Source organism: Kitasatospora sp. NPDC023118, assembly GCF_055560875.1.
This window is the reverse complement of sequence record NZ_JBVHHW010000013.1, coordinates 63,162-79,823: the sequence shown is the minus strand read 5'-3', so window position 1 is coordinate 79,823 and position 16,662 is coordinate 63,162. Positions and strand designations below refer to the sequence as shown.

Below are 16,662 nucleotides of genomic sequence, written 5' to 3'. Positions count from 1 at the left end.
ACAATCCGGGCCGTCGACGGACGGGCGAACGGCTGTTCACCGGGGTCCGACCTCCGGGCCAGGCCCCGGAGGTCGGCGCCGAGGGCCCGGGCCTACCAGGCGTAGTCCTCCGGGGCGGGCTGGTGCCCGGGGAAGAGGTCGTCGAGGTGGTCGAGGGTCTTCTGGTCGAGCTTCAGGTCGAGGGCCCCGAGGGCGGCGTCGAGGTGGGCCGGGGTGCGGGGGCCGATGATGGGGGCGGTGACGGCCGGGCGGGAGAGCAGCCAGGCGAGGGCGAGGTCGGCGGGGTCGGTGCCGAGTTCGGCGGCGAAGTCCTCGTAGGCCTGGATCCGCTCGCGGTGCTCGGCGAGGAGTTCGCCGGCGAGGCCCAGGGCGCTGCGGCCGCGGGTGCCCTCGCGCTCCTTGCGGAGGACGCCGCCGAGCAGGCCGCTGCGCAGCGGGGACCAGGGGATCAGTCCGAGGCCGTAGTGCTGGAGGGCGGGGATGACCTCGAGTTCGACGGTGCGGTCGAGCAGGTTGTAGAGCGACTGCTCGCTGACCAGGCCGAGGAAGTGGCGGGAGCGGGCGGCCTCCTGGGCCTGGGCGATGTGCCAGCCGGCGAAGTTGCTGGAGCCGACGTAGATGATCTTGCCCTGGGCGACCAGGACCTCCATCGCCTGCCAGATCTCCTCCCAGGGCGTGTCCCGGTCGATGTGGTGCATCTGGTAGAGGTCGATGTGGTCGGTCTGCAGCCTGCGCAGGCTGGCCTCGACGGCCTTGCGGATGGCGAGCGCGGAGAGCCGGCCCTCGTTGGGCCAGTCGCTCATCTCGGCGTAGGCCTTGGTGGCGAGGACGGTGCGCTCGCGGCGCCCGCCGCCCCGGGCGAACCAGCGGCCGATGATCTCCTCGGTGCGGCCCTTGAGGTTGCCCTCGCTGTCGCGGCCGTAGGCGTTGGCGGTGTCGAAGAAGTTGATGCCGCGCTCGTGGGCAGTGTCCATGAGGCGGTGGGCCTCGGCTTCCTCGGTGTGGGGGCCGAAGTTCATGGTGCCGAGGCAGAGTCGGGAGACGGTCAGGCCGGTGCGGCCGAGGTGGGTGTACTCCATGGCGCCCCACCCAAGACCACACCGGCACGAGTGTCCAGCACATTTCAGGGCCCGGCGGGTCACCGTCCGTGCGTGGCGAACTTGCGTACGGCCAGCGGCCCGCAGACCGCGAGCAGCACGGCGCTCCAGAGCAGCGAGGCGAGCACCGCGTGCTGCATCGGCCAGGCGCCGCCGGGCGCGGACGGGTTGCCGAAGAGTTCGCGGCAGGCCTGGACGACGGAGCTGATCGGGTTCCAGTCGGCGACCACCCGCAGCCAGCCGGGCATCCCGCCGGTGGGCACGTAGGCGTTGGTGATCATCGCCAACGGGAAGACGACGACGGAGAGTTGGCCGGCCGCCTCCTCCTTGCCGACGGCCAGGCCGAGCAGCATGCCGACCCAGGTCATCACGAACCGGAAGAGCAGCAGCAGCGCGAACGCCCCCAGCGCGTCGGCCGTGCCGTGCCGGGCGCGCCACCCGGCGGCCAGCCCGACCAGCGCGAGCAGCGCCAGCACGACCACGCTGACCAGCAGGTCGGCGAGGGTCTGCCCGAGCAGCAGGCCGGTGCGGGAGACCGGCATCGAGCGCAGCCGGTCGGTGACCCCGCGCCCGACGTCACGGGCGGCGCCGACCATGGTGGGCATGATGCCGTTGGTGGCGACCATGGCGAACAGCCCGGGCATCAGGAACTCCCGGTAGTCCCCGCCACCCGGCACCTGCATGGCGCTGCCGAAGACGTACCCGAAGACCACCACCATGACCACCGGCACGCCCAGCGAGGCGGCCAACAGGCCCGGCGAGTGGCGATAGTTGAGCAGAATACGGAGCATCGATGTCCCGGTGTCGGAGACCAGCCGAGCCCCGACGGACGGACGCGAAGCGGTGTGCGCGACAGCGGACATCAGGCGGCCTCCCCCAGCATCGCAGCGGACTCCCGGGCCGTCCCGGTGAGCGCGAGGAACACGTCGTCGAGCGAGGGCGCCCGCACCGCGACGTCCTCGGCGACGACGCCGGCGGCGTCCAACTCCCTTACCAGGTAAGGCAGCAGGACTTTCACCCCGGGCCTGGCCAGCACCGCGACCGCCCGCTCGGCCACGTCCACCTGGGCATCACCCCCGGACAGGCTCGACAACACCACGGCGGCGGCGCCGAGTTGGCCCGGGTCGGCCAGAGTGACGGAGACCTGGCTGCCGATCGCCGCCTTGAGCCGGGCCGGCGGGCCGGTGGCGATCGCGGCGCCGTGGTCGACGACCACGATGTCGTCGGCCAGCCGATCGGCCTCCTCCAGGTACTGGGTGGTGAGCAGCACGGTGGTGCCGCCGTCGGCCAACTCCTTGACCGTGTCCCAGATCCCCTGCCGGCTGCGCGGGTCGAGCCCGGTGGTGGGCTCGTCCAGGAAGAGCACCGGCGGGCTGGTGACCAGGCTGGCGATCAGGTCCAGGCGCCGGCGCATGCCGCCGGAGTAGGTGCGGACCAGCCGGTCGCCGGCCTCGGCGAGGCCGAAGCGGGCCAGCAGTTCGTCGGCGCGCGCCCTGGCCCGCCGCGCCCCGAGGCGGTGCAGCCGGCCGAAGAGGCGGAGGTTGTCCCGGCCGGTGATGCCCTCGTCCAGCGCGGCGTGCTGCCCGGCGAGGCCGATGGCCCGGCGGACCTCCTCGGCGGAGCGGACGGCGTCGTGCCCGGCGACCCGGACGGCGCCCCGGTCGGGGGCGACCAGGGTGGCGAGAACGCGCACGGCGGTGGTCTTGCCGGCGCCGTTGGGCCCGAGGAGGCCGCAGACGGTGCCGGCCGGGACGGTGAGGTCGAGGCCGCGCAGGGCCTCGGTGGAGCCGAAGCGTTTCTCCACGCCCGCCATCTCGATGGCGGGCCGGGTGGTGTCGGACATGGCTCTGCCCCTTCTCTAGGTACAGCGTACGTAGACGAGCACGCAGACGCGATCGTACTACGTACGCCGTACGTATCTAAGATGGGGGTGCGAGGTGATCTTCCAGTGCCGTCCAGCAAGACCCCCACCGGCTCCGACAGCCCCAAGAGCCCCCAGAATCCCGGCAGTCCCGAGCAGCCGGAGCAGCCGGAGCAGCCGGGCAAGCCCGTACCCCCCGAGGCCCCCGAACTGATCTGGCTGCGCCCCGAGCGCACCGGCCGCGGCCCCCGCCCGGCCCACAGCCGCGAGTCGATCGCCGCGGCCGCCATCGGGATCGCCGACGCCGAGGGCCTGGACGCCGTCTCGATGCGGCGGGTCGCGGCCACGCTCGGCGCGGGCACCATGTCGCTCTACAACTACGTGCCGAAGAAGGAGCACCTGCTCGACCTGATGCTCGACGCCGTCACCGGCGAGTACCGGCTGCCGCCCGAGCCGAGCGGCGACGTCCGGGCCGACCTGGCCCGCCTGGCGCACGAGCAGCTCGCCATCTTCCGCCGCCACCCCTGGCTGCCCGCCCTGGTGCTGGCCCGCCCGAGCATCGGCCCCAACGCCCTGCGCTACACCGACCACTTCCTGGCCGTCACCGCCCCCACCGGCCTGGCGGGCGGTGCGCGGATGGAGGCGATGGCGCTGTTCAACGGGTTCATCTGCCAGTTCGCCCAGTACGAGCAGACGGCCGCCGCGGGCGCCAAGTGGCAGACCGAGATGGTCGGTTACCTCACCCGGGCGGCGATGAGCGGCGCATACCCGCACCTCGCCCAGGCGTTCGCCACCGCGGGCCCGCCGGCCGACCCGGACCAGGCCTTCGACCGCACCCTGGACCGAGTCATCCACGCCATCCTGGCGCCCGCGGCGGGATAGGGCCGGTCCGACAAGACCGCCGGACGGGCCCGGTCGGCTACCGGATGAGCGCGGCCCGGGTCAGCACCCCGGCCGCCTTCCCGTCCACCAGCACCACCACCCCCGGCTGCCCGCCCGCCAGCAGCGCGGCCCGCGCCTCGGCGGCCGGCTGCCCGACCCCGAACGTCGGCAGGGCCGGCCCGAGCAGCGGGCGCACCGGGTCGTCGCGCTTGGCGTCGCCGTTCGCGAGCGCCACCTGCAGCACCTTCCGAGACACCGAGCCGAGCACCTCCGCGTCGGCCACCCCGTACGGCCGCGCCGCCCGCGGCAGTACGGCCGGGGCGATCCCGCCGGGCGCGGCCCGCAGCGCGTCCAGCGCCTCGCCGACGGTCGCATCCGCGCCGACCGTCACCAGTGGGCCGGCGGCCGCCAGCGCGGCGCGCAGCTCCGTCTCCCCCGGCTCCTCCAGGAAGCCCCAGCGCCGCATCCACCCGTCGCTGTGCACCTTGGACAGGTAGGAGCGGCCCGAGTCCGGCAGCAGCACCACGACCAGGTCCTCCGGCCCCAGCCCGCGCGCCACCCGCAGGGCCGCCGCCACCGCCGTACCGGACGACGGGCCGGCCAGGATGCCCTCCTCGCGGGCGAGCCGACGCGCCGTCAGCAGCGATTCGCGGTCCGGGATCCGCTCGAAGGAGTCGATCACCTCCGAACGGTAGGCCTGCGGCCAGCGGTCCTCGATCGTCTCGGGGTGCAGGAAGTGCCCGATGCTCTCGACGAACCACGGGCTGCCGTCCCCGCCGCCGTACGAGGAGGACTCCGGGTCCGCGCCGATGACGGTCACCGCGCCGCCGGACACCTGCTTGAGGTGGCCGCCGGTGCCGGTGATGGTGCCGCCGGTGCCGACGCCCGCCACGAAGTGGGTCACCCGACCGCCGGTCTGCTCCCAGATCTCGGGACCGGTGGTGCGGACATGGGCGTCCGGATTGGCCAGGTTGTCGTACTGGTTGGCGAGCCAGGCACCGGGGATCTCCTCGGTCAGCCGCCGGACCACGTTGAACAGGTGCCGGGGATCCTCCTGCGGCACCGAGGTCGTCGCGAGCACCACCTCGGCGCCGTACGCCCGCAGGATGTCCGACTTCTCCGGCGACGACTTGTCCGACACCCCGGCGATCACCCGGTACCCGCGACGACGGCCCACGATGGCGAGCCCGATGCCGGTGTTGCCGGAGGTCGCCTCGATGATCGTCCCACCGGGCTTCAGCAGACCCTCCCGCTCGGCGGCCAGGATCATCGACAGTGCGGCGCGGTCCTTGACGCTGCCGCCGATGTTGAGGAACTCGGCCTTGGCATAGATCGGCGCGGCGATCCCGGCACCCAGCCGGGCGAGGCGGAACAGCGGCGTCCCGCCGATCGCGTCGAGGACGGATTCGTGCACTGCGGCCATCATGCGCTCCTTCATCCGGTGCAACGTGTGCATACGTGTCCGAGCGAGCCTGCCCACACCCGCGCCCCGCTAGCCGTCCCGCGGCGCACCTCCCCCGCCGGGGGGAGGCGGCCCCTCCCCGGGCAGGACGCCGGCCGACGGCGAGGACGACAGGCTGGGGACACCAGACCCCGAGGAGCGGACATGACCCGGAACCAGGACATGACCCGGAACCAGCTGCGCGCCGTCACCCTGGCCGGCAGCCTCGCCCTGCCGTACATCGCGCTGAAGACCTACTGGGCGGCAGGCGGCCGGGCCGGGGTGGCCGACGGCTTCGACATGGCCGACGAGTTCCGGCGCAACGGCGCGCCCGCCGCCCTGATCTGGCTGGAGCACCACGGCGTGGACTTCACCGCCGTACTGGCCCTGATCGGCCTGGCCCTCGCCACCGTCCTGGCCCGCCGCCCGCCGCAGCACCGCCTGCTCCGGCGCCTGCTGCTCGCCGCCGCCTTCGCGGGCACCCTGCTGGTCCCGTACGGCCTGCTCACCGCCCTGTTCGGCGCACTCGGCCACCACGACGGCGGCGGCCCGCTCACCGGCTGGGTGGTCCCGGCCGGGGCGGCGGCCTTCGTCGGCCTCGGCACGGCACTGGCGCTGGCGGCCTGGCCGCACCGACCGCGCCGGTCGCGCCCGACCGCCACCCTCAACGCCGCCGCCACTTCCGCCCGTTAGCGTCCCAGGCCGGGCCCGTCCGTCACACCCGCACCATCCGTCCCGACCCGGCCGAAACCGTTCGTCGCGGCCGTCCCGACCCCGTACCGTGGTCCGGTCGATGATCTTGGCTCAGGCCACACGAGCAGAACGGGGCAGCACGGATGCAGCAGTATCAGGGGTGGGCGGACGAGCGCTACGGCGCCGTCGCGGACGTCTTCGCCGCCAACTTCGAAGAGTTCCCCGAGCTCGGCGCCGCGGTCACGGTGTACGTCGGCGGCCGCAAGGTGGCCGAGCTGTGGGGCGGCACCGCCGACGAGCGCACCGGCCGGGCCTGGACGCGGGACACCCTGGTGCCGGTGTTCTCCTGCGCCAAGGGCGCGGTCGCCATCAGCGCCCTGCTCCTCGCCCAGCGGGGCCGGCTCGACCTGGACGCCCCGATCGCCCGCTACTGGCCCGAGTTCGCGCGCCACGGCAAGCGGGACATCACCACCCGGATGATCCTCGGCCACCGGGCCGGCCTCCCGGCGCTGGACACCGTGCTCTCCTTCGAGGATGTCGCCGCCTGGGAGCCGGTGGTCCGCGCGATCGAGGAGCAGGAGCTGCTCTGGGAGCCGGGGACGACCTACGAGTACCACGGCCATGTGCTCGGCTTCGCGGTCGGCGAGGTGATCCGCCGGATCACCGGCCTGACCCCCGGCGCGTTCCTGCGCAAGGAACTCGCCGAACCGCTCGGCCTGCCACTCTGGATCGGCCTTCCGGAGAGCGAACTCCCGCGCGTGGCACGGCTGGTGGAGGCCGAGGGCCGCCGCCCGATGCCCGGCCCGGAGCACCTGCTCACCCGGATCGTGACCATGAACGGCGCCCTGGTCTTCCCCGGTCTGGACGTGCCGCACGGCTGGAACGACCCGGCCCTGCACGCGATCGAGCTGCCCGGCGCGGGCGCCGTCGGCTCCGCCACCGGCCTGGCCGGCCTGTACGCGGCAGCGGTCACCGGCCTGGACGGCGGCGAGCGGGTGCTCTCGTCCGACACCGTGACCGACGCGGTGCGCGAACTCTCCGCAGGCCAGGGCTTCCTGGGCTTCGACATGGGCGCCCGCTGGGGCTCCGGCGTGCTGCTCGACTCCCCCGCCTTCCGTCGGCTGTTCGGCCCGCGCAGCTTCGGCAACGACGGCGCGGGTGGCCAGTTCGCCTTCGGGGACGACGAGTTCGGCGTCGGCTTCGCATACGTCGCCAACCGGATGATCGGCCACGGTGACGCCCGCGCCAACCGGCTGATCGAGGCGGTGCGCGGGTGCCTGGGCTGACGCCCGAAGTGCCCTCCGGGGTACCGGACTTCCTGGCCCGGCTGATCGGACTCGCCGCCACCGGCGCCCTGGACGAGCTGCGCTACGACGCCTCGCTGCCCGAACTCGCGGCCCACTACGGCGATCCGTGGGACGGCGGCCGCGTCCACCGCGACGACCGCTGGCCGCACGCCTTCGGCTGGGGCGATGTGCAGACGGTGTTCTGCCGCTGCCGGCGGCTCCGGTCGCTGTCCCTGCCGATCTGGCACGGCGAACTCGAACTCCCGCAACCGGCAGGCGGATCGCTGACGCTCGACACCCACCTCGGTGAGTCCGCGCTGACCGCCGCGCTGACCGCCGCCGGCTGCTCCTGGCAGACGGTGACCTACGAGAACGTGCCCGGCCAGCGGACCTTGGAGTTCGCTCCGGCCGAGGAGGTCCGGGTGGCCCTGGTCCTGACCGACCGGGTGGGCTACGACGAACCTCCCCTGACGGACTGGCTGTTGTACAAGGCCGTGCTCTGGGGCTACGACCACGTCGACTGCCCCGAGCCGGACCGCACCCGGCCCGACGACGGCTGGGGTTCGGCCGAACGCTGAAGCGGCGACGGACCGTTCCGACCCCTGTGCGGAACGGTCCGTCGCCGCTTGCGGCTTCCGGTTACTTCAACAGGAAGTCGTAGACCGCCTGCCGCCCGAGCGGGTTGGCCGCCCGGGTCTGCACCGAGTGCGAGGCCCCGGGGACGATCACGATCTCCGGGTCGTGGGTCGACTCGGCCTGCTGGTACAGCCACTCGTACGGGGTGGAGAGGTCACGGTCGCCGCCGAGCAGCAGCACCGGCACGTTCGGCAGCTTGCGGTGTGCCGGCGGGGTCGGCGGCACCTCCTCGCGCGGCCAGTCCTGGCAGACCAGCAGGCTGCCCAGCCCGGTCGCGGTCGCCGCGTCGTACGGCCAGGTCTGCTCGGGGGTCAGGTCCTGCCTGGCCTCCTCCAGCGCGGCCGCCCGGCCCTCGACCGGGGTGTCCGACGTGCCCCACGGATAGCGCCCGTCGGCGCACAGGGTGGCGGCGTGCAGTCCCTGGCTGAGCAGTTCGGCCGGTGCGGCGTCGTTCTTGTGCACCTCGCCGATGAAGGCCTGGAGCTTCTCCGGCTGCCCGCCGGCGGCCGCGTGCAGGAGCTCCGGCACCACGGCGTAGTCGGGGTCGGCGAACTCGTAGCTGGTGAGCGCGTCCAGGATCTGCGGCCCGTTGCCGTACGTCCGCACGGTGGTGGCGAGGTCGGAGGCCGGATCGGTGGTGCAGCCGGTGGCCTGGCAGGCGGCGCGCAGCACCCGGGCGGTGGCGGGCAGCGCGACCAGGTCCAGCGGGTCGTAACCCCCCTGCGGCACCACCGAGTCGAGCACCAGCCGCGCCACGTGCGGCGGGTGGGCGAGCGCGTACCGCTCGGCGACGAAGGTGCCGTAGGAGACGCCGTCGATGGTGAGGCGGCGGTCGCCGAGGGCCTGGCGCAGCAGGTCCATGTCGCCGACGGTGTCCGCGGTGCTGTAGAAGCGGGCGTTCGGGCCGAGGGCGGCGGCGCAGTCGGCGATGGACTGCTTGCGGGGCGGGGTGAGGTCGGAGGAGCCCATGTCCTCCTGCAGCCCGGGGCACCGCAGCGCCCGCTCGCCGGTACCGCGCTGGTCGAACATCACCAGGCGGTAGTCCTTGAGGACGGGCGCGATCTTGCCCGCGATCCGCCGGATCAGCGGCACGCCGGGCTGGCCGGGGCCGCCGGTAAGGAACAGCAGGTCGCCCTTGGGGGCGTCGGCGTTGCCGGTCATCGCCACGTCGAGCTGGAGGGTGCCGGGGACGGCGCCGCTGTGGTCGAGTGGCACGGTGATGGTCCCGCAGGTGAATTCGGGCGCGCCCTGGCAGGGGGCCTGCCCGGTGATCCCGCCGCCGTGCCGGTCCGGCCCCGCCGGCGCCGCGACGGCGGGGCCGGCCAGGGTGGTGCCGGCGACCACCGCGACGGCGCCCAGCAGTGCGGCGAAGCGGCCGCGCTTGCTCGTCATGTTCGTCCTTCCGCTCGCACCGCGTCCGTGCTGACGCGGTCACGGAAGTAGCTTGCGCCCGGGACGACTTCGAAGGCGAGCACGCGTGCCAGGATTCGACCAGGGTCGAATGGTCACGGACCGAAAGGACGACAAACCCGGCCGTTCCGACCCTCCGGCCGTTCCGACCCTCCGGCCAGAGCATCGCGGCACGGCGCGCGGGGAGGAGCGGTCGGCGGCCCGCTGACCGGCTTCAGAGCACCGCGCGCGGCAGGACCACCCGCACCCACTCCTCCGGCTGGGACAGGTGCGGAGCGTGACCGGCGCCCTCGAACAGGTACCGTTCCGCCTTCGGCAGGGCGAGGTCGATCAGGTCCAGCACCTCGCCGAACATCGGCGCGCTGTCGTCGCTCTGGGTGAGCAGCGCGGGGTCGGTGAACCGGGCGAGCGCGGTGAGGTCGAGGTCCAGGGCGTCCGGGTCGCGCAGCTCGTCCAGGTAGGTCGGCGCGTTGCGGATGTAGGTGTGCCGGATCGGCGCGGGCAGTTGCTCCCACGCGCCCGGCCCGAACGCGAGGCTGTCCACGTACAGTTCGGCGGCGGCCGCGGACTCCGCCTGCTCCAGCAGCTTTCGGACGGCGGCGACCCGGTCGGCGAAGGCGGTGCCGATCGGGCGCAGGTCCGGGTCGGCGAGCAGGAGGCCGGTGCCCGGCGGCTCGTGCACGGCGATTCCGCGCAGTAGGTCGGGCCGGGCGGCGGCGAGACGGAGCGTGACCAGCGCGCCGTAGGAGTCCCCGCAGACGAAGGCGGGCGCCAGGCCGAGTCCCTGGATCAGCCCGGCCAGGTCGGCCGCGTCCTCGTGCACCGAACCCTGGGTGAGCAGGTCCTCGCTGCGGCTGTGCCCGCGCCGGTCGTAGGCGACGGCGGTGGTGGACTCCGCCAGGCCGGGCAGCACCCGCGCCCAGGAGTCCCCGTCGCCCCACGACCCGTGCACCAGCACCACCCCGGGGCCGTCGCCACGGGCCTCGTAGTGCAGCGACACCCCGTTCACCCTGATCTCGGCCATCACGAGCCTCCCGACCTCGGCGGTGCTCCCCCACCAGCCTGACACAACCGCTGGGAACGCTCAGCCTTCGATCCGGGTGCGGTCACGCGCGGTCACCGACGAGGGCGGCGGCCGCGGCGTCCAGGATCCTGCCGAAGGTGTGGGCGATCAGCGGCTTGGCGACGGCCCGGGTCAGCGCGGGCCCGAGCAGCGGCAGGCGCACCTCGAAGGTGGTGGTCCAGACCACCTCGGTCCCGCCGTCGACCTCGGTGAAGGTCATCCGCCCGAGCTCGTGCCGGGAGGGCGGGAAGCTGCGCTCGACGGTGTACTCGAAGTCGTACGGCGGGTGGTACGAGGTGACCCGCTCACGGAACCAGCCGATCGCCCAGGTGTGCACCCGCACCGCCCCGACCCCGTACGGCGCGTCGGCGCCGGGGCGGGCGAGGCGGGCCTTGAGGATCAGCGGGGAGCGGGTGTAGTTGGTGGTCGTGGCGCACCAGTCGAAGACCTCGGCGATCGGCGCGGCGATGATGCGACGGACGGTCAGGGTTTCCATCGGGCGTCCCTTCGGGTCGGTGGGTACGCCAGTGCAGACCGGAGGGCCCGCCGGAACGTGACATCCGGGAGGACGGAGCCGTCAGCTCATCCCCCGCACCGGGGGTTCGTCCCGGGTCCCGTCCTCCGCCACCACCGTGAACCGCTCCCTCCCTGCCACCGACAGGTCGACCGGGTACAGCGAGGTGGTGTCGTTGACGTCCAGCTCCCGGCTCTGGCGGCCCGTCGCCGCGTCGACCCGGGTCAGCCTGTCGCGGGTCATCGCCCACACCGAGGCGCCGTCCACCAGCACGCCGGTCACCTGGTCGTCCAGGGCCGCCGTCCAGCGCTTGCCGCCGTCCGCCAGCGAGTACGCGACCAGCCGCCCGGTGGCGGTGCGGCTCGGGTGCTTGCCGCCGCTGATGCTCACGTCGCCCGGCTTCTCGCCCGGCACGATGAACAGGTCCCCGACCACCACCCCGCCGAACAGCGGGCGGGCGCTGAACTCGTCGAAGGCGTGGACGCCGCCCAGCATCACGTCGAGGTCGTACTCGTCGCCGGATACCGGTATCGAGGCGCGCTGCCGGCCCGCCCCGTCGTAGCTGAGCACCGCGTGGGTGCCACGCTCCGCCTGGGCGTCGACCCAGACCGCGAGCGGGTCGACCGAGACCACCGCGAGGTTCTTCACCCCGCCCTCGCCCGGCAGGACGACCTTCAACCGCTCCTTCCCGTCCGCCGGCGCCAGCGTGCGCAGCACCGGCGGCGCGGTGTCGCCGCACTGGGTGACCGTCACCACGTCCTGGTCCCCGCCCGAGACCTGCACCGGGGTGCACCCCGGGTCGGCCGCGCTGTGCCAGAGCGCGGCGCCGTCCGTCAGCCGGACGGCCCGCCAGCCGTCCTTGTCCTGCAGGACGGCCTGCGGACCGGCGACCGCGACCAGGTCCGGCGAGGCGGAGTCGCCGTCCCGGGCGGGCGCGTCCACGGTGGCATGCCAACTCGCGCTGCCGTCCGCGAGGTTCAGCGCCGTCACGGCGGTGCAGGGCCTGTCGTGCGGGGAGTGCCCGATCAGACCGATGCCGGCCCCGGTCCCCCGGCTCATGGTGCACACGGAGTCCTCACCCGGCGGCGTCCACCGCCAGGCGACGGCCCCGCCGACGTTGCGGTAGGCCACCACCTGGTCGGGCCGGACCCGCACCACCAGGTTCCCGCTGGTCCAGCTGCCGACCGCGCGGACCGTGGACGGGCGGTCCAGCGGGGCCTTCCAGGCGTCGTTGAGGCCGTCCCCGGCGAAGCAGAGGAAGATCCCCAGCCCCAGCAGCGCCCCGACGGCCACCGACGGGAGCCCGTGCCGGGGGTGGATCAGCGCCCAGACGAAGCCGGCGCCGCAGGGCATCAGTCCGAGGATGCTGGCGGCGCCCATGAACCCGAGGCTGTCGCCGCCGAACCCGTTGGCGGGGGCGAACAGCACCGCCAGGCCCAGGCTCGCGAACATCGCGCCCAGCACCCCGCCGGAGACCACCATCCAGGTCTCCTTGCTCATGGCGAACCTGGCGCGCCACCTCGTCCGCACCCGGACGACGCTGTCCTCAGGCCCCTCGGCCATGCCGGTCTCTCCCCTGCGACGCGCCGCCCACCGCGATAGGGCGACGATCATCGGATCGTCGCAGAGCAGGACGAGATCCTAAACAAAGAGCAGGGAAAACCCCGTTCTCCCCTGCACATGGGAGGTCCTGACCGGCGCGATCGTTACGAATCGCGGCTCAGCCGGCCTGGACGCCCGCCCAGCCCGGGCCGGGCGATCAGCACCCGCTCCTTCGGCACGCCCGCGAGCACCGGCAGGTCGGGGCGGTTGAGCGCGGCGCACGGCGCGGGGTACTTCGGCGAGTCCGTTCCCCCCGCCGGATTGCACTTCGCCGGCCCGTCGCCGTCGCCCGACGTGCCGTCCCCGCCGTTCCCGGCCACTGCCCAGGGCCCGGCGAACACGGCCCCCCACCAGCACGACCGCCCCCACCAGCACGACCGCCGCCGCCAGTTGCGGCCCACCCGCGGCTCGCGGCTGCCGGTCCCGGGCTCGGCGGCGGGTCCTCCGGTCGCTGCTGACGCATCACACGACCCGCCCCCGGAACCGTAGAATCCGCCTGTCCGGCTGGAAGTCTCAGGAAGGATCGGCGTGTTCCGAGCGCAGCGTCCGCGCACCCCAGAGCTCACCCCGTGGGAGGGCGAGGGCCCCGTCAACGGCGTCGCGCTGCTGCTGCCCGGCGGGTTCCTCCGGAGCCGGCGCGGGCCGCTGAAGATCGTCGAACTGGGCCTGCGGGACCTCGCCACCGAGCTCACCGACCGCGGCCGCCCGCACGGCCTCGCGGTGCACCTGCTGCGCTACCGCTACAGCGGCTGGAACGGCGCCGACGCCGACACCGCCGTCGACACCCACTGGGCGCTCGACGAACTCGCCCGCCGCCACCCGGGCGCACCGGTGGTGCTCATCGGCAACTCGCTCGGCGGGCGCGCCGCCTTCCGGTGCGCCGGGCACCCGAGCGTCGTCGGCGTCGCCGGGATCGCCCCCTGGCTGCCCAGCGGCGACGCCGTCGAGCAGCTCGCCGGGCGCCGGGTGCTGATCGTGCACGGCACCGCCGACCACAGCGCGGCCGGCGCCGCCGGGTCGCTGGAGTACGCGCTGCGCGCCCGGCAGGTCGTCCCGGACCTCGCGCGCTACGAGGTGCCCGGCGGCACCCACTTCCTGATCCGGCAGACCGCCGACATCAACGCGCTGACCACCGCCTTCACCCTCACCGCGCTCGGCGCCGAGGCCACCGCACTCGCGACCGGCACGGTCTGCGCCCGGCTGCCCACCCGCGCCTGACCAGACCTCAACTCCCGTACGGGGCCGGGTACTTCCCCATCGGCCGACACGGCAGGACCCGTCCGCTACCCGCCGACGGCCTGATCGCCCAGCGCTTCAAGGTCGAGACCCTCGACGAGGTCGTCCAGCGCACGCTGCACCCGAAGGGCGGGCCCGCCGCCCCGGTCTTCGACCCGGGCACCCAGCAGCAGTACAACAACTTCAACTACCGCCTGGCGGGCCGGATCATCGAGCAGGTGACCGGCCACTCCGTCAAGCAGGAGGTGACCGCCCGCGTCCTCCGGCCCCTGCACCTGCACCTGCACCACACCGAGGTCACCGAGGGGCGGCCCGAGATGCCCGAGCCCCACCTGACCGGCTACCTCCAGAACGACGCCGGCTCCCCGACCGACGTCTCCGAGCAGGGCGGCAACCCCGAGTCGATGGTCTCCACCCCCGCCTCCCTGGACCGCTTCCTGCCCGCCCTGCTGGACGGCGAACTCCTGCCCCCGCAGGAGCTGCACGACCTGCTCACCCTGCCGCGCGACGCCGCCGGGAAGCCGGTGCCCTACCGCGACGCCGGGGACTGCCAGTTCGGGCCGGACAAGGGCAAGGCCTGCTACAGCGCCGGGCTGATGGCCATTCCGCTGCAGGACGGCACGGTGGTCTGGGGCAAGACCGGCCACGACCTCGGCTACTCCGGCGGCTTCTTCGCCACCCCGGACCTGAGCAAGCGCCTGGTCTACTCCGTCGGCGCCAGCGGCGTCACCCCGGCCCCGGCCCTGCGGCTCGCCTCCACCGTCTTCGGCCCCTTCGCCCGCTAGCACCCGCGGGTCCTGCCGCCGGGCCGGGCGGCGGGACCCGGCGGAAATCGCATTGGCGGCCCACCACCCCTCCTGCCTATCGTCGGGGCATGACTACCCGAACCTTCCGCATCATGGTGCGCGGCGTCTTCGACGGCCTCACCGACGAGCAGCGCGCCGAACTCCTCGCCGCCGCACCCGAGCACGACGTGCTGCACGCCTCCTTCACCCGCGAGGGCCACCTCAGCTACGACCTCTCCGCGCGGGCCGCCTTCACCTTCCGCTTCCTCGACGGGGGCGAGGCCGAGGAGGACATCCTGGAGGCCACCGAACGGGCCGAGCAGGCCGCGCGGTCCTGGCTGTCGGGCCGCGGCTACGGCTTCAGGAACCTCCGCTCCCAGGCCGAGGACCTCTCCCGGGCGCCACTCGGCAAGCGCCTGCGCCGCGCCGCCAACGCCACCGGCTGACCCTGCCCCCTCCCCCCCCGCCACCTCCTTGACGGCTCCGCACGAGCATATACTTGAGCAGTCAAGGAGGTGGCAATGACAGAGCCCACGACACCCGATCCCCTGCACACCGCCCTGCGCCTGGTCCGCGCCCAGACGGCCGTCGTCAAACGCTTCGACGCCAGCCTCAGCGGCCTGCACGGCGTGAGCCTGTCCGACTTCACCGTGCTGCTGCACCTCGCCCAGGCCCCCGGCGGCCGGATGCGCCGGGTCGAACTCGCCGAGGCGCTCGGCCTCACCGCCTCCGGCGTCACCCGCGGCCTCGCCCCGCTGGAGCGCATCGGCCTGGTCAGCCGCGAGGCCGCCGCCCGAGACGCCCGGGTCGCCTACGCCGCCCTCACCCCGACCGGCCGCGAACGCCTCACCGAGATGCTGCACACCGCCCGCCAGGTCGCCGCCGACGCCTTCGCCCAGTGGCCCGCCGAGGACCTCACCCTCCTCTCCGCCCTGCTCACCCGCCTCGGCGGCAGCGCCCCCGACACCGCCCGCCCGAGCGCACCGCCCCACCCCTAAGCTGAACCCGTACGGCACGCACCACCGGCACCACCCCCCACCCGCGCGAAGGCAGCACCATGACCCACGAGTCCGGCACGGCGCCCCGCCGGGAGCCCGCGCTCGCCGACGCCCAACGCGAGCACTGGCAGCGGACGTACCGCGTCAACCCCGGGATGTACGGCGAGCAACCCTCCGCCCCCGCGCGGTACGCGGCCGAGGCCTTCGCCGCCGCCGACGCCCGCGAGGTGCTCGAACTGGGCGCCGGCCACGGCCGCGACGCGCTGCACTTCGCCCGCGCCGGCTTCACCGTGCTGGCCACCGACTACAGCCCGACCGGCCTGGCGCAGCTGCGCGCCGCCGCCGCCGAGCAGGGCCTGTCCGACCGGGTCGGCGCCGCCGTCCACGACGTCCGCGAGCCGCTGCCCCTGCCCGATGACTCCGTCGACGCGGTCTTCGCCCACATGCTGCTCTGCATGGCGCTCTCCACCGAGGAGATCGCGGCGCTGGTCGCCGAGGTCCGCCGGGTGCTGCGCCCGGGCGGCACCTTCGTCTACACCGTCCGCCACACCGGCGACGCCCACTACGGCGCCGGCACCGGCCACGGGGACGACATCTGGGAACACGGCGGCTTCGCCGTCCACTTCTTCCCCCGCGGGCTGGTGGACCGGCTCGCCGAGGGCTGGCACCTCGCCGACGTCCATCCCTTCGAGGAGGGCGAACTGCCCCGCCGCCTCTGGCGCATCACCCAGGAGACCCCGCGATGACCGCCCCCGACCGGACCGCCCCGGACACCGCCCCCGACCTCACCGTCGACGGCACCGGACTGCTCTGCGTCCAGCTCCTGCTCCGGCTGCGCGCCCGGATCGCCCACCTCCCGGCCGGCGCCGTGGTCCACATCCACACCACCGACCCCGCCGCCCCGCTGGACCTGCCCGCCTGGTGCCACCTGACCGGCCACGCCTACCTCGGCCCGGTCCCGTACCCGGCCGACGACCGCGAGGTGTACGCGCTGCGCCTCACCTCCTCCCCGGTCCCGACCCGCCCCGACCGCCCCTGGCACCCTACCGCGGACTGACCCGAAAATCCCCGCGTGGCGAGCCGCCCGAGGACCGGTCACGCCCGGCTCCGACAATCCGCCCGATGTGCCACGATGAGGTGCGGGGGCAGAACGGCCGC

At 74.1% G+C, this 16,662-nt stretch carries 20 protein-coding genes; 10 read left to right on the top strand and 10 right to left on the bottom strand.

Annotation, left to right across the window (positions count from 1 at the left end; translation table 11 throughout):
• Window positions 1-92: 92 nt before the first annotated feature.
• The 3 genes from ACZ3UD_RS18650 to ACZ3UD_RS18640 form a co-directional block, all read right to left on the bottom strand.
• Window positions 93-1,079, bottom strand: coding sequence for an aldo/keto reductase (locus tag ACZ3UD_RS18650; RefSeq protein WP_465588300.1), 987 nt, complete (start codon window positions 1,077-1,079; stop codon window positions 93-95).
• A 59-nt stretch (window positions 1,080-1,138) separates the two neighbouring features.
• Window positions 1,139-1,888 carry an ABC transporter permease gene (locus ACZ3UD_RS18645; protein WP_465588297.1) on the bottom strand — a complete coding sequence of 250 codons (750 nt, stop codon included), beginning with the start codon at window positions 1,886-1,888 and terminating at the stop codon, window positions 1,139-1,141.
• Between the two features lie 71 nt (window positions 1,889-1,959).
• Entirely contained in the window at window positions 1,960-2,940 is a 981-nt protein-coding gene (locus ACZ3UD_RS18640) for an ATP-binding cassette domain-containing protein (protein ID WP_465588294.1), read from the bottom strand.
• A gap of 105 nt (window positions 2,941-3,045) precedes the next feature.
• Between ACZ3UD_RS18640 and ACZ3UD_RS18635 the strand changes: the two genes are divergently transcribed.
• The gene (locus ACZ3UD_RS18635) at window positions 3,046-3,840 is read left to right on the top strand and encodes a TetR/AcrR family transcriptional regulator (RefSeq protein ID WP_465588291.1); all 795 of its coding nucleotides are present in this window, start codon (window positions 3,046-3,048) and stop codon (window positions 3,838-3,840) included.
• A gap of 37 nt (window positions 3,841-3,877) precedes the next feature.
• On the opposite strand, the gene ACZ3UD_RS18630 is transcribed toward ACZ3UD_RS18635, so the two are convergent.
• A complete protein-coding gene (locus ACZ3UD_RS18630; RefSeq protein WP_465588288.1) occupies window positions 3,878-5,278 on the bottom strand; it encodes a pyridoxal-phosphate dependent enzyme in 1,401 nt (466 codons plus the stop codon).
• A 168-nt stretch (window positions 5,279-5,446) separates the two neighbouring features.
• On the opposite strand from ACZ3UD_RS18630, the gene ACZ3UD_RS18625 reads away from it, so the two are divergent.
• The 3 genes from ACZ3UD_RS18625 to ACZ3UD_RS18615 all read left to right on the top strand — a co-directional run bounded on the left by ACZ3UD_RS18625 (window position 5,447) and on the right by ACZ3UD_RS18615 (window position 7,838).
• A complete protein-coding gene (locus ACZ3UD_RS18625; RefSeq protein WP_465588285.1) occupies window positions 5,447-5,974 on the top strand; it encodes a hypothetical protein in 528 nt (175 codons plus the stop codon).
• A 143-nt stretch (window positions 5,975-6,117) separates the two neighbouring features.
• Window positions 6,118-7,260 carry a serine hydrolase domain-containing protein gene (locus tag ACZ3UD_RS18620; protein ID WP_465588282.1) on the top strand — a complete coding sequence of 381 codons (1,143 nt, stop codon included), beginning with the start codon at window positions 6,118-6,120 and terminating at the stop codon, window positions 7,258-7,260.
• Window positions 7,248-7,838, top strand: coding sequence for a hypothetical protein (locus ACZ3UD_RS18615; RefSeq protein WP_465588279.1), 591 nt, complete (start codon window positions 7,248-7,250; stop codon window positions 7,836-7,838). The genes ACZ3UD_RS18620 and ACZ3UD_RS18615 overlap by 13 nt, the downstream gene beginning before the upstream one ends.
• Window positions 7,839-7,899: 61 nt before the next feature.
• Here ACZ3UD_RS18615 and ACZ3UD_RS18610 read toward each other — a convergent pair whose 3' ends face one another.
• The 5 genes from ACZ3UD_RS18610 to ACZ3UD_RS18590 form a co-directional block, all read right to left on the bottom strand.
• A complete protein-coding gene (locus tag ACZ3UD_RS18610) occupies window positions 7,900-9,288 on the bottom strand; it encodes an alpha/beta fold hydrolase (protein ID WP_465588276.1) in 1,389 nt (462 codons plus the stop codon).
• 232 nt (window positions 9,289-9,520) lie between these two features.
• Window positions 9,521-10,330: an alpha/beta fold hydrolase gene (locus ACZ3UD_RS18605; protein ID WP_465588273.1), complete on the bottom strand. Its 810-nt coding sequence runs from the start codon at window positions 10,328-10,330 to the stop codon at window positions 9,521-9,523.
• An 82-nt stretch (window positions 10,331-10,412) separates the two neighbouring features.
• Window positions 10,413-10,865, bottom strand: a complete 453-nt coding sequence (locus tag ACZ3UD_RS18600; RefSeq protein WP_465588271.1) for an SRPBCC family protein — start codon at window positions 10,863-10,865, stop codon at window positions 10,413-10,415.
• A gap of 81 nt (window positions 10,866-10,946) precedes the next feature.
• Window positions 10,947-12,446, bottom strand: coding sequence for an outer membrane protein assembly factor BamB family protein (locus ACZ3UD_RS18595; protein WP_465588269.1), 1,500 nt, complete (start codon window positions 12,444-12,446; stop codon window positions 10,947-10,949).
• 143 nt (window positions 12,447-12,589) lie between these two features.
• Window positions 12,590-12,826: a DUF6215 domain-containing protein gene (locus tag ACZ3UD_RS18590; RefSeq protein ID WP_465588266.1), complete on the bottom strand. Its 237-nt coding sequence runs from the start codon at window positions 12,824-12,826 to the stop codon at window positions 12,590-12,592.
• 187 nt (window positions 12,827-13,013) lie between these two features.
• On the opposite strand from ACZ3UD_RS18590, the gene ACZ3UD_RS18585 reads away from it, so the two are divergent.
• On the top strand, window positions 13,014-13,703 hold the full coding sequence (locus tag ACZ3UD_RS18585; protein WP_465588263.1) for an alpha/beta hydrolase: 690 nt from the start codon (window positions 13,014-13,016) through the stop codon (window positions 13,701-13,703).
• 65 nt (window positions 13,704-13,768) lie between these two features.
• Here ACZ3UD_RS18585 and ACZ3UD_RS18580 read toward each other — a convergent pair whose 3' ends face one another.
• Window positions 13,769-13,951: a hypothetical protein gene (locus tag ACZ3UD_RS18580; RefSeq protein ID WP_465588734.1), complete on the bottom strand. Its 183-nt coding sequence runs from the start codon at window positions 13,949-13,951 to the stop codon at window positions 13,769-13,771.
• Between ACZ3UD_RS18580 and ACZ3UD_RS18575 the strand changes: the two genes are divergently transcribed.
• From ACZ3UD_RS18575 to ACZ3UD_RS18555, 5 genes are all read left to right on the top strand, one after another.
• A complete protein-coding gene (locus ACZ3UD_RS18575) occupies window positions 13,916-14,506 on the top strand; it encodes a serine hydrolase (protein ID WP_465588719.1) in 591 nt (196 codons plus the stop codon). The genes ACZ3UD_RS18580 and ACZ3UD_RS18575 overlap by 36 nt on opposite strands.
• An 89-nt stretch (window positions 14,507-14,595) precedes the next feature.
• A complete protein-coding gene (locus tag ACZ3UD_RS18570; RefSeq protein WP_465588260.1) occupies window positions 14,596-14,952 on the top strand; it encodes a DUF6204 family protein in 357 nt (118 codons plus the stop codon).
• 75 nt (window positions 14,953-15,027) lie between these two features.
• On the top strand, window positions 15,028-15,504 hold the full coding sequence (locus ACZ3UD_RS18565; protein WP_465588257.1) for a MarR family winged helix-turn-helix transcriptional regulator: 477 nt from the start codon (window positions 15,028-15,030) through the stop codon (window positions 15,502-15,504).
• Between the two features lie 59 nt (window positions 15,505-15,563).
• Window positions 15,564-16,250: a methyltransferase domain-containing protein gene (locus ACZ3UD_RS18560; RefSeq protein WP_465588254.1), complete on the top strand. Its 687-nt coding sequence runs from the start codon at window positions 15,564-15,566 to the stop codon at window positions 16,248-16,250.
• Window positions 16,247-16,561: a sulfurtransferase TusA family protein gene (locus tag ACZ3UD_RS18555; RefSeq protein WP_465588251.1), complete on the top strand. Its 315-nt coding sequence runs from the start codon at window positions 16,247-16,249 to the stop codon at window positions 16,559-16,561. The genes ACZ3UD_RS18560 and ACZ3UD_RS18555 overlap by 4 nt, the downstream gene beginning before the upstream one ends.
• Window positions 16,562-16,662: the final 101 nt, after the last annotated feature.

What these genes read in the sequence shown, in the direction of transcription:
- ACZ3UD_RS18650 (WP_465588300.1), bottom strand. Translation starts at nt 1,079, where the DNA reads ATGGAGTACACCCACCTCGGCCGCACCGGCCTGACCGTCTCCCGACTC.
- ACZ3UD_RS18645 (WP_465588297.1), bottom strand. Translation starts at nt 1,888, where the DNA reads ATGCTCCGTATTCTGCTCAACTATCGCCACTCGCCGGGCCTGTTGGCC.
- ACZ3UD_RS18640 (WP_465588294.1), bottom strand. Translation starts at nt 2,940, where the DNA reads ATGTCCGACACCACCCGGCCCGCCATCGAGATGGCGGGCGTGGAGAAA.
- ACZ3UD_RS18630 (WP_465588288.1), bottom strand. Translation starts at nt 5,278, where the DNA reads ATGAAGGAGCGCATGATGGCCGCAGTGCACGAATCCGTCCTCGACGCG.
- ACZ3UD_RS18625 (WP_465588285.1), top strand. Translation starts at nt 5,447, where the DNA reads ATGACCCGGAACCAGGACATGACCCGGAACCAGCTGCGCGCCGTCACC.
- ACZ3UD_RS18620 (WP_465588282.1), top strand. Translation starts at nt 6,118, where the DNA reads ATGCAGCAGTATCAGGGGTGGGCGGACGAGCGCTACGGCGCCGTCGCG.
- ACZ3UD_RS18610 (WP_465588276.1), bottom strand. Translation starts at nt 9,288, where the DNA reads ATGACGAGCAAGCGCGGCCGCTTCGCCGCACTGCTGGGCGCCGTCGCG.
- ACZ3UD_RS18605 (WP_465588273.1), bottom strand. Translation starts at nt 10,330, where the DNA reads ATGGCCGAGATCAGGGTGAACGGGGTGTCGCTGCACTACGAGGCCCGT.
- ACZ3UD_RS18600 (WP_465588271.1), bottom strand. Translation starts at nt 10,865, where the DNA reads ATGGAAACCCTGACCGTCCGTCGCATCATCGCCGCGCCGATCGCCGAG.
- ACZ3UD_RS18595 (WP_465588269.1), bottom strand. Translation starts at nt 12,446, where the DNA reads ATGGCCGAGGGGCCTGAGGACAGCGTCGTCCGGGTGCGGACGAGGTGG.
- ACZ3UD_RS18570 (WP_465588260.1), top strand. Translation starts at nt 14,596, where the DNA reads ATGACTACCCGAACCTTCCGCATCATGGTGCGCGGCGTCTTCGACGGC.
- ACZ3UD_RS18565 (WP_465588257.1), top strand. Translation starts at nt 15,028, where the DNA reads ATGACAGAGCCCACGACACCCGATCCCCTGCACACCGCCCTGCGCCTG.
- ACZ3UD_RS18560 (WP_465588254.1), top strand. Translation starts at nt 15,564, where the DNA reads ATGACCCACGAGTCCGGCACGGCGCCCCGCCGGGAGCCCGCGCTCGCC.
- ACZ3UD_RS18555 (WP_465588251.1), top strand. Translation starts at nt 16,247, where the DNA reads ATGACCGCCCCCGACCGGACCGCCCCGGACACCGCCCCCGACCTCACC.